The organism is Mycobacterium sp. NPDC050853 (assembly GCF_040653875.1).
Classification (GTDB): domain Bacteria; phylum Actinomycetota; class Actinomycetes; order Mycobacteriales; family Mycobacteriaceae; genus Mycobacterium.
In genome coordinates this window covers 1-12224 of record NZ_JBFAGW010000014.1, presented here as the reverse complement: position 1 = coordinate 12224, position 12224 = coordinate 1, and the positions used below count along the sequence as shown (strand labels likewise).

The window sequence follows — 12224 nt, the reverse complement described above, 5'->3', positions numbered from 1 at the left end:
GCCGACAACCACGACCGCCACCACAACAACTACACCGCCAACCACGACCACACCGCCGACGACCACTACAACGACGCCGACAACCACAACGACGCCGCAAAGAAATTCGGATTCGGAAAGATCTGCAGACGTCGCGAACAAGTACCGCGGACGCACCGCAGAGGATCTGATAAACAGTGGCTTGATGCCTAAGACGCCATTAGATCTGTCCTGCGCGAACTTCGTGACGACGGTGCTCAACGAGAACGGAATGACAAATATCGGGAACGGTGAACTGGCTAAAGTCAACGTGGACGCATTAGCTTCAACGCTGCAGAGCCAGGGTTGGACTAAGACCAGCCTTGCCAACGCAAAACCTGGTGATGTGTGGATAAATCCCGGCACGCATACGGAGATGGTATTTAGCAATGGCGATAAGGTGACGCTAATTGGATCTAATAATGATCTGCCGAACGGAAATCAGATAGTAGGCACCGATGGGGGTTCGGCGTACATTCCTGGAAGTTTCATCCTCGCACCACCCGCGTAGAAGGCCGGTAGACTTCAAAGATGCTCAGGCTAGGAGAAAGAACTCACATGCGATTTTCGTCATTCTCGCGCTGTGTATTTATTGCTGCATTCTCGCTCGTGCTCGGTCTGGCTACCGCAGCGTGCTCGCCCGCTGATCCAAACCCAGCCGCCGACCGCGACAGTGTCGTGGCCACCGTGCTGCCTAAGCTCGAATCGGAGCTTGGCAAGCCTGTAAAGCTCGACGTGAAAACACTAAACATCGCTGATGGCTGGGCGATGATCGATGGCAAAATATTGGACATGAACGGCCAACTCGTGGACTACGCGGGGACGAAGTACGCCCGAGAAATCGCCGGCCCAAAATCCAAGAGATATGACGGGCTCCTTAAGGAAACCGACGGTAAATGGTCAATTGTGGAAAGTGCCATCGGTCCGACAGACGTGCGCTGGGCGGGCTGGAAGGTCAAATATCCTGAAGCCCCAGCTAATATTTTCGACCTGCCGATGGAATAGGTGCCGAACGGGCCAAACAGATTACGATACTCAGCGCCGCCCACTCCGTGTCGAGGTCGGACCGGATGAGACCGCGCTGTGCCGGCCCGACGGCACCGAGACAACCGAATGCGATGTCCGCGTACGGATCTGGCGCAAGCAGTTCGTCGGGCACTACGACGCCGAGCATTGACTGGCCGAACTCGATTACTGACCGTTGTCGCGTGTGTCCCTCGCTTCCTTTGTATCGGCGGCGGCGATCACGCCGCGGAGTGTGCGTACACATTGATCGCGTAATTCTTCTCGTGTAATCGAGGGGTCGTCCAGCCAGTCCAGGCAGACGGCGATGAGGAATGCGATCCACCCCTGAACCGCTAGCCGAAGCGGGGCTGGGGCGGCCTGGTCCGGAGATAAGACCGAGAGTATTCGATCGCGTTGAGTGGTCTGGTTTCTCGTCATGATCGCCCGCACTGCGCCCTCGGCACCTAAGGCGCCTAGATATAGCGCGCGGTAGCCGCGCCGATGAGTGTCTACGTACTCAAGGTAGCCGTCGAGGCTGGCCAGGAACCGTTGCGTTGCAGGCAGTTCCGGGTGCGGTCGGGTGGCTTCTAGGAGTTTGTTCGCTTCGTTTGCGACTACGGCCAAGAAGAACTCTCGCTTGTTGCCGAAGTAGTGGTACAGCAAGCCATTCGAAATCCGCGCAGCCTCTGCGACCTGCTCGATGCCCAGCTCCTCGTATGGGCGGGTGCCCAGCAGATCCGCGCCGATCTCCAGAAGTTCGAGGCGGCGCGCTTGGACCGATAGGCGTCGGCGGGTTGGCTTAGCCGATTCCGTCGGTGCGTGGTCTCTGGCGATTGACATCTGCTCCTTAACGCTAATAGGCTGCTTATTATAGAACCTTTCAATAGTGGGAGCAAGCGCATGAAACGACTATCAGTGCAGGTAGCGGCAGGGCTATGGCTGGCGGGCACGTCGACCGCGCTGGTTACGCAGGGTTTGTTTAGTCGACGGTTCGCCCGCGACACCGCCTGGGGCTACAACGGTGGCTGGCAACGCGAGATCGCAGTGTGGAATCTAGGAACCATCGTCGCGGGAGCGGTGCTGGTACCTATGGGGCCGGAGCCTGCGCGCGCGCAACTTCGCGGATTGATGGTTCTGTCCACGCTGTTCGGCATCAACCATCTAGTGGCCGCCGCGCAGTCGCCGCAAAGCTGGAGTAACTGGATCGGTGCTGGCATGAACGCGGTCGGTCTGGCGATTGGTCTTCCTGCGCTGAAGACGCCAGATTCCCCACGTCCGATAGATCTTTGAGGGACACCGATGAAGTTGAGGTGATGCTCACGTGGTCGCAGGCAAGGCTGTAACACCCAGCGAGCACAGCGCCGATAAGTACTGCCCCGCGCGCCGCGGCCGTGCCCAGGGTCCGGATGCACCAACCTGATCGGCTTCACCCGCGCATCACCGTCGGAGATCGAATTCATGACCACTTGACCCCCAGTTAAGTGCTCGATATCTCACTTGGGACGCGGCGCTCTTGTAGCTCGATCGGCTTCACTGAACTTGTCAACCCCAGCTTGACGGCGAGTTTTACCGCGAGGACTCTGAATCCCACCAGGCGAGCACTCTCGTCCCAATCAGGGTCAACCACTTTGATGGTTCACCCACGGATGCATCCGTCTCGAACCAACCCGCCCAGGCTGGCGCCCAGTCTGAAGCCAGGTGCCGTCGGGTTGCCGTGCAGCACGGATCATTTCGATGGCCTCGCTCATGCGCGGGTCGGCTTTTACGCCGTCGAATAGCGTGGCCTCACGGAAGTAATCCGCGGCATTGAGAGCACTGTAAGTCCAGCGGAAGGCGTATCGATCCGCCAACCGCATCTGCCGAGGGGCCTGGGCGTTGTGGTCAGGCGTCGCAGTCGCTGTACAAGTTGGCCAAGGAGCTGATCGTTTCACTCCAGACGTGGCAGGCGCCATCGCAGTTCTCGATCAGCACCTGCAGGTCGTCGAACTGACGGGCGCCGAAGTAGTCGGCCGCCCGGTTGATCGTGTCTGCAGTGTTCTGCGCTTCTGCTTTGATCTCCGGATCGGTCGTCTCTCGTGCGGCTTGCTCGACGATTGCGGCCCGGTTGCGGAAACGTTTGACCACAGCAGCGGTGTCCTTGCCGCCGTGATCATTCGCTGTAGCTTGGTCCATTCGCTCTTTGGCGGCGACTACCGCATCGCAGCGGCCAGGATCTGCTGACGCAGACACCGACCCCACCTGCAGCAGTACTCCGATAACAGCAGCCACTACGACCATACGTATGCCACTCACATTGCCCCCAGTTTGACTCGCCAACAAGATTGCTGGAGGAACTGTATCGGCAACACCTGGAGTTTGTCCAGCAACTACATCTGGCAGAGAAAAATCCGTGAGACACCGGCTATTGGGTCGAAGGCGAATCGTCCAGCAAGATAAGGCCGCCGAGAGTCGCCGTTGACCGTCCAAGCTTGCTACAGCCGAACTCGGACAGCTCGGTGCGAACGCCGGAAAGCGGTGCTCCGGAAGGCCGCAACGCGCGGAGTAAGCCCTTTCGGGCACACGGACGTGCCGGGCTCAGAACCGCCGGATCAGGTAGCCTCGCCCCACATGGTGGCGAAGTGACAACCGAGCGAAATGGCACCGTGGACAGCGCTGAGGTCGTCTATGAACCCGGCGTGGATGTCAAATGGGTGCTCGACATGAGCAGTTTTGCAGACTCCGACACGGCAACTGCTGCAACCGAATCGGCGCGGAGCGTTCTACGGACGATGCTGGAAGTCGAGCAGGCCATAAACGTGTGTCTGGACGAGCGCGGCGGCGCTGTCGCTCGCGTGGTGCATACCTTTGGTGTTCGCGATATCTATCTTCGGGACGGCTCCAGAATCGAGTATCGATGGGAGCTTTTTGTCTCCGACTGGCGATGCCTCGGTTGCGGTCTCGACATGTCTACCGTCTACGAGTACTACATGCTCAAGAACAACGTGTGGGCACAGGCGAATCCCGATATCGATGGGCACCTTTGTATCGCTTGTGTGGAAGAGCGCCTCGGCAGAACTCTCACCGCCGCCGACTTCACTGATTCACCGATCAACACCAGCACAGGGAAGCGGAGCACCCAGCGATTGACTGACCGTCTCAGTGCCGGCGTCAGCCAGGGCTGACCATCTCGTCACGTGCGCGTCGCCGGCGTGGTTACGCGTCGTCCCCGTACTGCCGCTTAACCGCTTGGACCTCGCTAGCCGAGAGGATCCCGGTGAACGGAGTGCACGAACGCAGCGTGACGCCGTGATCGGAGGGATCGAGCATCGCATCGATGAGCGACGGCATGTCCTGCTTGAGTAACCGGTCCCATTCGCGGGTGTACCTCACGCTGTGGGCATTTCCGGTTTCGAGATCTCGCGCGACGTTGCGCCGGGCGATCTCCAACACGCGCTCCGGGTCGCCCAGCAGCTTGGAGACGATCACCGCGTGCAGCGCCAGTGACTGCTCGTGGCCATCGCGACGACGTCCATACGTCACGGGCGTTGGGTGCCATGGCGCGCCGATATGCGCGGGACATACTCGGCGTTCAGTACAAGCGTCATGTCGCCCATCATCCGCCTGTGGGGCTCCGTGACACCGCGACGGGGCGGCGTGGTCGAGTGTGGCGTGTAGACCGGCGATCGTGGGTCTGCGACTTCGCGCGGTGCCTGCGCGAAGTCCAGGGGTCTGCGGAACCTCTGGCCGATTAGCCCTCGCAGGCGACCCCGTCGTTGTCCCGGTCCAGCTTTGGCCGGTACCCGGGGTCGCCCTTTTTGATGTTATAGGCGCCGTCGGCGTGTGCTTCCTTGCCGCTGCCATATGGCGGATCGACCTGTGCAGGTGTGGCAGCTCTAGCGCTGAAAGGTACTGATGCGGAGAAGAGCCCGGTGTGCGCCGCTGCTGGCCCACTTCTGGATTCCGGCCAGGCAGGCTCATCGACGTCGGTCAGCTCGTCAACCGTCCGCAACCGCTTACTCCCGTCAATCGTTACTAGTGGCGTCCTGTCCTGGAGCGTTTCGCGCGGTTGCCTACTGCGCCAAAGTGATCTGGCGGGGCTCAACATCTGGGCCACCGGCGCGGATGAGTGCTCTTGTGGGGCTGGGTGAGAATCGACGGGCGATAGGTTCGATCGCTTTCCAGATTTCGTCGCAGCTGGGTCCATGCAGGTAGATGGTGGCGGTGCCGTTGCCGCTTTCATTACCGTCTACTTCGCCCAGAAGGCGAGGGGATATGGCTTCTGTCAATTGATCTTCTGCTTCAAAGATGAACTCCAGTGGCGGTTCGATGTCCCATTCGATGATCACCGCTTGCTCGGTCACTTTGCCTGGCCGCTGCCATCTGGGAGCAGGATGTTGATTTCGTTGGGTCCGCTTATGTCGTCGATTGTCGTGCGGGTGAAGATCCGTAGTCGCTGCACACCGGCCTGGCTCAGTGGTACGCAGTGCATGTCCTCGGGATCATCAAGAACGCCGCCAATGGCCAGTATTGGTTGAGTCAGAGTCAGGGTGCCGTCATATATTCGGTCACCCAGATCCGCTTCATTTTCCCCGCACAGGACTTGGATTTTGACATCCGCCTCAACATAGTCGGCGTCGTCGGCGGTCATCGTATAGATGAACAGTACGTGTTCGCCGCCGTCGATGGGCGTCACATCCGAGCTGGCGGTGGCCGGACTCTCAAGCGTCCCGTAGTCCTCGACCTTGATCTGGTGCCCCATAGGGTAGATCTGGGTATCAAGCAAAACTGTGTTCTGTATCAACGTATTTCACCGATTCCGCTAGAACACTCTCGGGTCTGGTGTCAGTTCAGGTCGTAGCGAATCAGGATGTTGACTTCGCTGGGTCCACTGACTGGGCGCTCGCCATGGTCTGGGTATGTGACTGACTTGATGGCGTTGTCGGTGAAGATCTGTAGGCGAATCGGTCCGTTTCGTTCTAGCGGAATGTGATTCAGCTCGTCCTCGTCGTGAAGGATCTCGCCCACCCCCAAAAAAGACTGGGTGAAGGTTAGGGTCTGATCGAAGATCATTCCACCGAGACCGTCTGTGTCGGTTCCTTTATAGACGCGAGCGATCACGTCACGTTCGATCATTTCGGCTTCGTCAGCGGACATCGTGTATACAGAGACGCTGCTATCTGACGCATCGAACGCCGCGCCTTCTGTCACGCCCTCCGAGATGTCCGATGTGCCAGGGTCTTCTATCTTGATCTGACTGCCGTCCGGATAGATCTCACCTTCGAAGAGAAGCTCATTTGCCATGATCTAGTGGCGTCCTGTCCTGGAGCGTTTGACGCGGTTGCCCTTGCCATTGCCCTTCGTCACGGTGGCTAGCTACTGCCATCTGGGAGCAGGATGTTGATTTCGTTTGGTCCGCTTACGCCGTGAAGGGTCGTGCGGGCGAAGATTTGAAGAGGCAGTAGACCAGGGTTCGCCAGTGGTGTCTGGTAAAGGTCCTCTGGTGCAGCCATTATTTCGCCTATAGCGAGTACCGGTTTGGTCAACGCTATGGTTCCGTTGAAGATGCGCTCGCCAAGATCGTGATCGCTTTCGCCTTCGTATACGCGGACTTTCACGAGTGCGTCTAGCTCGATTGAATCGTCGTGGGTCATCGTATATACGAACAGGATGTGATCCCCGGCTTCGACTGGGGTGACGTCGGATCCGGCTATGGACACTTCCTCGCGAGTTCCGAGGTCAGAAATGACGATCTGGTGGTAGTCCGGGTAGACGTCTACTTCGCCGAGTAGTCGGTTCTGGCTGATCTTTCAACTCCCTTGCATCTAGTGGCGACCGGTTCGGCTGCGCTTGGCGCGGTTGCCCTTGCCGTTGCCGCTGTTCTTCTTGCTGCCGTTGCTCTTGGAGTGTGAGCCGCTGTCGTGCGAGCTGCCGTTCCCATTATGGGTACTGGCGGTGCTCTGAGCAGGCCGTGCTGCCTCTCTGGCGTGATCACGGGTCTGGTTGGTGACCGATGTGTTGCGCACGGCTTGGTTATCGCGCTGCTGGGCTTCCGATTCAGGGCGCGCTTGCAGGGTCTGTGGTTCGTTGTTGTGCTGCGACTGCTGTTGGGCAACGCTGTTGACCATCCGAGCGCCAGTCAGCGCCTTGGAACGCTGTGCTTGGGATGCCTGCTCGGCGCGGGCGGCCTGGACCTGACGCAGATCAGCCGGGGAGGACGGGCGCTCCGGCGGCCGCGAGGGCGCTTGCGGTGCTGGAGGATTGCGCACACAGCGCTGGCAGTTCAGCTGCCCCTGTTCGTTGCGATATGCGAACTGGAAATTATCGCCCGGCTGGATGTCGTGCCGTTGGTAGAGCGCTCGCAGGAGTTGACCCTCTTTGTCGCTTTCCTTCTTCGGGAGGGGTCGAACGCTAGCCATTCCATCGCGAGCTTCCGCTGAGGACGCCGGGGGTGATTCGTCGTTGGCCATGTTGTCACCGGCACGGGGCTTACCCCGTAGGTTGCCGCGTCGGTTGATGTTGGTCTGTTCGATCGTTTCCTTGTTCATCACATCCGGGGCGGTCTCAACCTTGTGCTCGTAATGCCCCGGCATCTCAGTCTTGTTGTATACGGCGGTCGGGTTCTCGGTGATGTGCCCGCAGTCCATGTGTGTGCACGCCGGATGGGTTTCCGGGACGTACTTGCCCGGTGGCGCGTTGGGGGCTTTCGGAACCTGAGGAACCTTGCCCGCTGCGGCGACTTCTTGAGACAGTTTCGTTGCGTCGGTGGCGGTTTCGGGGGTGACGCGGGTAATGGTGGCTGCTTCGGAGGCAACGTTGTCGGCGCCTGTTTTCAGGCCTTGTTCCACAGCGTTCTCGGTAGTTTTCGCGAGAGCCTGCTTGCCGAGGCCCTGTGGGGTGACCGCCGCGACGATCGACAGCCCGGCCGAGAAGTTTTGCAGGCCCTTGTTGTTGGGGTCAGCCGCAGCGATGGCCTCGACACTGATGGAGGCATTGTTGACCGCGAGCGCCGCCTCGGTGAGCAAGCTTGCGCCGGGCGCAGAGCCGACGCCGGTGGCCATCAGCGCGGCGCCGCCTATGAGCATCGCCGATTGGGTGGGGTGCTCTTGAACGGTTTGGGATACCGCTTGGGCCTGCAGTGCATTGCCGTCGGCCTGGGCGCTCATGGCGTTGCCGACGAATTCCCCGGCCTTCTTGAAGCTGGTGCCGATCGCGCTGCCCGCGCTTCCTAGGGCATCTCCGACATCGGACCAGCCGAACTGGGCGAGCCCGTCACCGACTGCCAGCGGTGGGTCGACATAGACCGGCCACGTGGTGGATTCGGTGGGTGAGATGACTTCGGAGACTTGATACAGCTGCGGGGCGAGCTGTTTGGCCACATACGCCGAATAGACAATCCGGCCGGTGGCGTCGCGGGCCTCGGCTGGGGACATCACCCCGAGGGTTTCGGCTTGCGGGGTTGCCTTGTTGAGGGTGAGGTGGCCGCTGGAGTGCATGAGCATCACCGTGTCGGCAGGTGTGCTCACGAAGGTGGTCACCGATCGGGCGCCGGAGGGCTCGTTGATTCGGGCGACGGTGCGATAGCCGTTGCGGGTGTTTTCGGCCAGTAGGTCAAACCCGGCACCGGCATCGGGGTACACCATCTGTCCAGCCGAGGTGAGCTGGCCGCCGCCGAGGTTTGCGGGCAGCACCATTTCGATGGCACCGGCCGGGCTCGGGGACGCCAGACCGGCGGCGGGGTTGACCGGCAGGCCTGCGGCGCGTTGCTTGCTGGTTAAGGAGGTGTCCAGGCCTGCTGCCGAATCGGCGAAGGCTGCGGTGGCGCCCTGTCCGAACTGTTCGGCGGCCGAGGCCACCGGGTCCATGGCCGTGGTGGGCTGCACACCGGTGAGCGGGATCGCGACGGCGGCGAGGACCGCTAGCGCCTTCTTCGCCGAGGGCAACCTTTTGGCCGGGGTCTCTAGGAAACCTTTGTCGAGGGTCTCGTGTCGGCGTGCGGGCCATATCCGGTGGCATTCCCGCGTGGAGAGAAGCTTGCCTCTGCCGGTGCGGGAAGTCTTGTTCTCGGACATAGCAAAGCAATGTACCTGCCGTCGATGACATATAAAAGACGAAGTAGAGCGCGATTAATGAGGATCTTGCTGTGGGCAGATAGGAAATTGGCGCCGCAGTGGCAGCGAGCTGCAGAAACTTCGCTCCAGTGATGTCCATCGCAGAGCGCTGAATGGGTCATGGTTCATTGCCAGGGAACTCTACGGTTGCCTAGTCGCAAACACCTAGCCGTGCCGCGCGGTGCGCTGGACTGGCGCGGAGATACTGGAAGAGCCACGAAAGGGCGAAGGTGCCCCCGCGCTCGAACCATCGGGGGGTGAGGTGAGCGCGGGGGCGATCGGAACTGTAACAGTGGATCGGCAAATAGTTCGCTAGAGGCGGCCTTCGGGTAGTGGTGGCATGTCGACGCTGCCGCCTCTGGTGATCCATGTGCGTAGCGCGCGAGGTGTGCCAGGGCGATGCTGAGCAGTTTAGTTTCGGTGTCGAGCTGTGTTTTCACTGCACCGACTTCGGCGACCAGGGCGGTGACCCGGCCGTCAACTAGCTCGATGGCGGCGTTGTGGGCTTCGCGCTCGGCCATGGCCGCTTTGAATGTTTCGCGCTGCTCGGTGGCGAAAGCCTTCCAGTCGGCAACACCATTGGCTTCCTTGCCGTTTAGGCGGTCGACCCACGACTTAATGAGTGTGCCGATCACGCCGCCAGCCAGTAGCCCGACCGCGAGGTCAAGCCACTGATCAACGGCCACTGCTCGAGCTCGCTTGACCCACCGGTGCGGCGGTCCTGGTTAAGCTTGAGTCGAGCTAGGCCTGTCCCTCCGATGTTCCCGGTGTTGCGGTAAGCGACGGAATGAATCCGTGGGTGGGGGAGCCGGGCTGGTCCAGCGCGGCGAGGATCCGGGCGTCAGGGATGCAGTAGGGGAGGGCGATGCTGAATCCGAGGACGCTACGGGCGTGGAACTCTGACCGCAAGCAGCAGCGGCAAGGAGCGCTGCGGCGGTGGTTGCCGCCACGGCGATCCGCAGGCTCACGAGCGATTCTCCATCGCGGCACGATACTCGCCGGATTCAAGGAACGGTGCGAAGGCACTGCACGCCGCAATCGGCTGTAGCGAGCTGACGCATCAGCCCACGAGGGTTGGCCGGACGGATTGCCACCAACCGACTCTGGGACGTCGAGTACTAGGCGTTGCGGGCGTTGATGCGATCGACCTGCTTCTGGGCAAGCTCCTGCCACAGCGCAAGGTCAGCGGGCTCGTCCCCCGTGGGCTCCAATTCCAGGTAGCCGAGAATGCCGTTGGTGACGTACACAACTCCGGGAGTGGGCAGCTGTCCGTCCTTCTTGATAGTGAAGATCTGGGCGACCTGTGCTTCGACTCCACGCAGCCTCATAGGGCTGGGGCGGGCGCCATACTCACCGGGCCGAAGGCCTGTGTCCGGGCAGCTCGTCAGGATGGGGCCCAAACTTGCGATGGCGGCGCGGCCGACCTGTGGATCGTCGAGGCTAACCAGCACCGAATACGCGGTCGTACGCTGCGATCCATCGGCCGCGATCCGACTGATATCGCCCCGGTAGGCCATGGCATCCACGGGCATCTTCGACACCGAATCGGCGATGGCGGCGCGGCAGGCAGGATTCAACTCGTACTTGCCCAGCCCGCCGCCCAACTTGCTACCCGTTTCGTACACGTCGACGCTGTAGCCCGGCAGCCCATTCAGGACCAGGCTCGCTGTTGCCGTCGCGGCACTGGCCGATGGCAAGTGCCCAATGGCCACTAACACCCCCGCTGCAGCCATGCTGATAGCTGCTTGCCCAAGATTCCGCATAAACCACTGCCCCCTAGATCTGTTTTCTACCGAAACCACTCGATGGTAACTGAGGGCCGGTCTCAGTAGACGTCAGCGGATATTTCTGGCTTGTTGAAGAATATTCGCCACGCGTTAGCTATCGAGATGCGCAAGTCCGGAGGCGGCACCGCCACATGCTGATCATCTCGGGATGACAAGAAGACAACCTGTTCCCCGGGCCCGCGGTTTCGGCCGCGGACCTGCTCGCCCCTTCCCGCGCAGCCTGCATATCTGGTTCGCAGAGCATTAGATGCGCTGTTGCACCTCAAACGGTGCGCAAGGTCAATGAGCACCGTTTGAGATCCTGTTAGCGCCATAGCACTTCGAGTAAAGTGCCGCCCCCCGTGTAGTGCTCAAATCAGATGCACGAGTGCAAAAAGAGGAGCTGCGGCACACATATTTTCAGGTGTTTTGACGTGACATCTGACCGTGTGTGCCGCAGCTATCAGCTAGTTTAACTTGCGCTAGCGGTTGGGAGGTAGGTCTCGACACGCGCAGAAGCCTGCCCGTGCCCACAGCCGGAAATTGGTTGCGGCTCAACTGTTGATCGAGGGCCTGCGGGGGATCCTGCGGTATCAGCTGGACCCAACGGAATCACCACATCCGGCGCTACGGCCCTGCGTAGCGAAGCAAGAAGCGGTGGCACGGCAGGTGGGCCTGGTAGATCTCGACACTTGTTGGCCCGCGCGCCGTGAATTCAGAGGCGCTCGATGATGGTGACGTTGGCGGTACCGCCGCCCTCGCACATCGTCTGCAGGCCGTAGCGGCCCCCGGTGCGCTCCAGCTCGTTGAGCATGGTGGCGAAGAGCTTGGCGCCGGAGGCCCCGAGCGGGTGGCCAAGCGCAATCGCGCCGCCGTTCGGGTTGACCTTCTTCAGGTCGACATCGAATTCCTTGGCCCAGGCCAGCACGACGGGCGCGAAGGCCTCGTTGATCTCCACGACGTCGATATCGTCCATCGTCAGTCCGGTCTTCTCCAACGCGTACTTCGTCGCGGGGATGGGACCGGTCAGCATGAACACCGGATCGTCGCCGCGGGCGCTGATGTGGTGGATTCGGGCACGCGGCTTCAGATTGTGCGCCTTGACTGCGCTTTCCGAGGCGACAAGTGTGGCGCTGCCGCCGTCGGAGATCTGGCTGGCCAGTGCCGCCGTGAGACGGCCGCCCTCGACGAGAGGCTTGAGCCCCGCCATCTTCTCCAGCGTGGTCTCGCGCGGGCCCTCGTCGACGCGGAACTCGCCGACCGGAATGATCTCGTTGTCGAAGTGCCCGTTCCGAATTGCCGCAAGTGCGCGCTGGTGGCTGGACAGCGCGAACTGCTCCATGTCTTC

17 protein-coding genes and 1 pseudogene are annotated in these 12224 nt (G+C 60.9%); 6 read left to right on the top strand and 12 right to left on the bottom strand.

Annotated elements, in window-relative coordinates; genetic code table 11:
* From AB0H22_RS25060 to AB0H22_RS25050, 3 genes are all read left to right on the top strand, one after another.
* The coding region (locus AB0H22_RS25060) for a hypothetical protein (protein WP_358149955.1) at positions 1 to 192 on the top strand (192 nt) is incomplete at its 5' end.
* A complete protein-coding gene (locus tag AB0H22_RS25055) occupies positions 185 to 529 on the top strand; it encodes a hypothetical protein (protein ID WP_358149953.1) in 345 nt (114 codons plus the stop codon). The genes AB0H22_RS25060 and AB0H22_RS25055, both read left to right, overlap by 8 nt.
* A gap of 47 nt (positions 530 to 576) precedes the next feature.
* Positions 577 to 1023, top strand: a complete 447-nt coding sequence (locus tag AB0H22_RS25050) for a hypothetical protein (RefSeq protein ID WP_134147333.1) — start codon at positions 577 to 579, stop codon at positions 1021 to 1023.
* Between the two features lie 186 nt (positions 1024 to 1209).
* Here the strand turns inward: AB0H22_RS25050 and AB0H22_RS25045 are convergent, their stop codons facing one another.
* Entirely contained in the window at positions 1210 to 1863 is a 654-nt protein-coding gene (locus tag AB0H22_RS25045; RefSeq protein ID WP_358149951.1) for a TetR/AcrR family transcriptional regulator, read from the bottom strand.
* A 60-nt stretch (positions 1864 to 1923) separates the two neighbouring features.
* Here AB0H22_RS25045 and AB0H22_RS25040 point away from each other — a divergent pair, with 60 nt between their 5' ends.
* Positions 1924 to 2313 carry a hypothetical protein gene (locus tag AB0H22_RS25040; RefSeq protein ID WP_180752328.1) on the top strand — a complete coding sequence of 130 codons (390 nt, stop codon included), beginning with the start codon at positions 1924 to 1926 and terminating at the stop codon, positions 2311 to 2313.
* A gap of 591 nt (positions 2314 to 2904) precedes the next feature.
* Here AB0H22_RS25040 and AB0H22_RS25035 read toward each other — a convergent pair.
* Positions 2905 to 3252, bottom strand: coding sequence for a hypothetical protein (locus AB0H22_RS25035; protein ID WP_180752327.1), 348 nt, complete (start codon positions 3250 to 3252; stop codon positions 2905 to 2907).
* A 389-nt stretch (positions 3253 to 3641) separates the two neighbouring features.
* Here AB0H22_RS25035 and AB0H22_RS25030 point away from each other — a divergent pair, with 389 nt between their 5' ends.
* Complete coding sequence (locus tag AB0H22_RS25030) at positions 3642 to 4184, top strand: hypothetical protein (protein ID WP_180752326.1); 543 nt, start codon at positions 3642 to 3644, stop codon at positions 4182 to 4184.
* 31 nt (positions 4185 to 4215) lie between these two features.
* Here AB0H22_RS25030 and AB0H22_RS25025 read toward each other — a convergent pair whose 3' ends face one another.
* The 5 genes from AB0H22_RS25025 to AB0H22_RS25005 all read right to left on the bottom strand — a co-directional run bounded on the left by AB0H22_RS25025 (position 4216) and on the right by AB0H22_RS25005 (position 6303).
* On the bottom strand, positions 4216 to 4542 hold the full coding sequence (locus AB0H22_RS25025) for a hypothetical protein (protein ID WP_358149948.1): 327 nt from the start codon (positions 4540 to 4542) through the stop codon (positions 4216 to 4218).
* 208 nt (positions 4543 to 4750) lie between these two features.
* Complete coding sequence (locus AB0H22_RS25020) at positions 4751 to 5011, bottom strand: excalibur calcium-binding domain-containing protein (protein WP_255486153.1); 261 nt, start codon at positions 5009 to 5011, stop codon at positions 4751 to 4753.
* 61 nt (positions 5012 to 5072) lie between these two features.
* Positions 5073 to 5363 (bottom strand): hypothetical protein, encoded by a 291-nt coding sequence (locus tag AB0H22_RS25015; RefSeq protein ID WP_180752323.1) that lies wholly within the window; start codon positions 5361 to 5363, stop codon positions 5073 to 5075.
* Positions 5360 to 5761, bottom strand: a complete 402-nt coding sequence (locus AB0H22_RS25010; RefSeq protein ID WP_180752322.1) for a hypothetical protein — start codon at positions 5759 to 5761, stop codon at positions 5360 to 5362. The genes AB0H22_RS25015 and AB0H22_RS25010 overlap by 4 nt, the downstream gene beginning before the upstream one ends.
* Before the next feature lie 83 nt (positions 5762 to 5844).
* Positions 5845 to 6303, bottom strand: a complete 459-nt coding sequence (locus AB0H22_RS25005) for a hypothetical protein (protein WP_180752321.1) — start codon at positions 6301 to 6303, stop codon at positions 5845 to 5847.
* Between the two features lie 341 nt (positions 6304 to 6644).
* On the opposite strand from AB0H22_RS25005, the gene AB0H22_RS25000 reads away from it, so the two are divergent.
* Positions 6645 to 6791: a hypothetical protein gene (locus tag AB0H22_RS25000; protein WP_180752320.1), complete on the top strand. Its 147-nt coding sequence runs from the start codon at positions 6645 to 6647 to the stop codon at positions 6789 to 6791.
* A 33-nt stretch (positions 6792 to 6824) separates the two neighbouring features.
* Here AB0H22_RS25000 and AB0H22_RS24995 read toward each other — a convergent pair whose 3' ends face one another.
* The 5 genes and pseudogenes from AB0H22_RS24995 to fadA6 all read right to left on the bottom strand — a co-directional run.
* Positions 6825 to 9071 carry a hypothetical protein gene (locus AB0H22_RS24995; protein WP_358149946.1) on the bottom strand — a complete coding sequence of 749 codons (2247 nt, stop codon included), beginning with the start codon at positions 9069 to 9071 and terminating at the stop codon, positions 6825 to 6827.
* Positions 9072 to 9235: 164 nt separating this feature from the next.
* The gene (locus AB0H22_RS24990; protein WP_358149944.1) at positions 9236 to 9796 is read right to left on the bottom strand and encodes a hypothetical protein; all 561 of its coding nucleotides are present in this window, start codon (positions 9794 to 9796) and stop codon (positions 9236 to 9238) included.
* A 55-nt stretch (positions 9797 to 9851) separates the two neighbouring features.
* Positions 9852 to 10019: a hypothetical protein gene (locus AB0H22_RS24985; protein ID WP_358149942.1), complete on the bottom strand. Its 168-nt coding sequence runs from the start codon at positions 10017 to 10019 to the stop codon at positions 9852 to 9854.
* Between the two features lie 209 nt (positions 10020 to 10228).
* Positions 10229 to 10843, bottom strand: a complete 615-nt coding sequence (locus tag AB0H22_RS24980) for a hypothetical protein (RefSeq protein ID WP_358149940.1) — start codon at positions 10841 to 10843, stop codon at positions 10229 to 10231.
* A gap of 748 nt (positions 10844 to 11591) precedes the next feature.
* Positions 11592 to 12224 (bottom strand): annotated as a pseudogene (gene fadA6, locus AB0H22_RS24975) (steroid 3-ketoacyl-CoA thiolase FadA6); the annotation flags it as partial.

What these genes read in the sequence shown, in the direction of transcription:
- AB0H22_RS25055 (WP_358149953.1), top strand. Translation starts at nt 185, where the DNA reads ATGCCTAAGACGCCATTAGATCTGTCCTGCGCGAACTTCGTGACGACG.
- AB0H22_RS25050 (WP_134147333.1), top strand. Translation starts at nt 577, where the DNA reads ATGCGATTTTCGTCATTCTCGCGCTGTGTATTTATTGCTGCATTCTCG.
- AB0H22_RS25045 (WP_358149951.1), bottom strand. Translation starts at nt 1,863, where the DNA reads ATGTCAATCGCCAGAGACCACGCACCGACGGAATCGGCTAAGCCAACC.
- AB0H22_RS25040 (WP_180752328.1), top strand. Translation starts at nt 1,924, where the DNA reads ATGAAACGACTATCAGTGCAGGTAGCGGCAGGGCTATGGCTGGCGGGC.
- AB0H22_RS25010 (WP_180752322.1), bottom strand. Translation starts at nt 5,761, where the DNA reads ATGGGGCACCAGATCAAGGTCGAGGACTACGGGACGCTTGAGAGTCCG.
- AB0H22_RS25005 (WP_180752321.1), bottom strand. Translation starts at nt 6,303, where the DNA reads ATGGCAAATGAGCTTCTCTTCGAAGGTGAGATCTATCCGGACGGCAGT.
- AB0H22_RS24995 (WP_358149946.1), bottom strand. Translation starts at nt 9,071, where the DNA reads ATGTCCGAGAACAAGACTTCCCGCACCGGCAGAGGCAAGCTTCTCTCC.
- AB0H22_RS24980 (WP_358149940.1), bottom strand. Translation starts at nt 10,843, where the DNA reads ATGGCTGCAGCGGGGGTGTTAGTGGCCATTGGGCACTTGCCATCGGCC.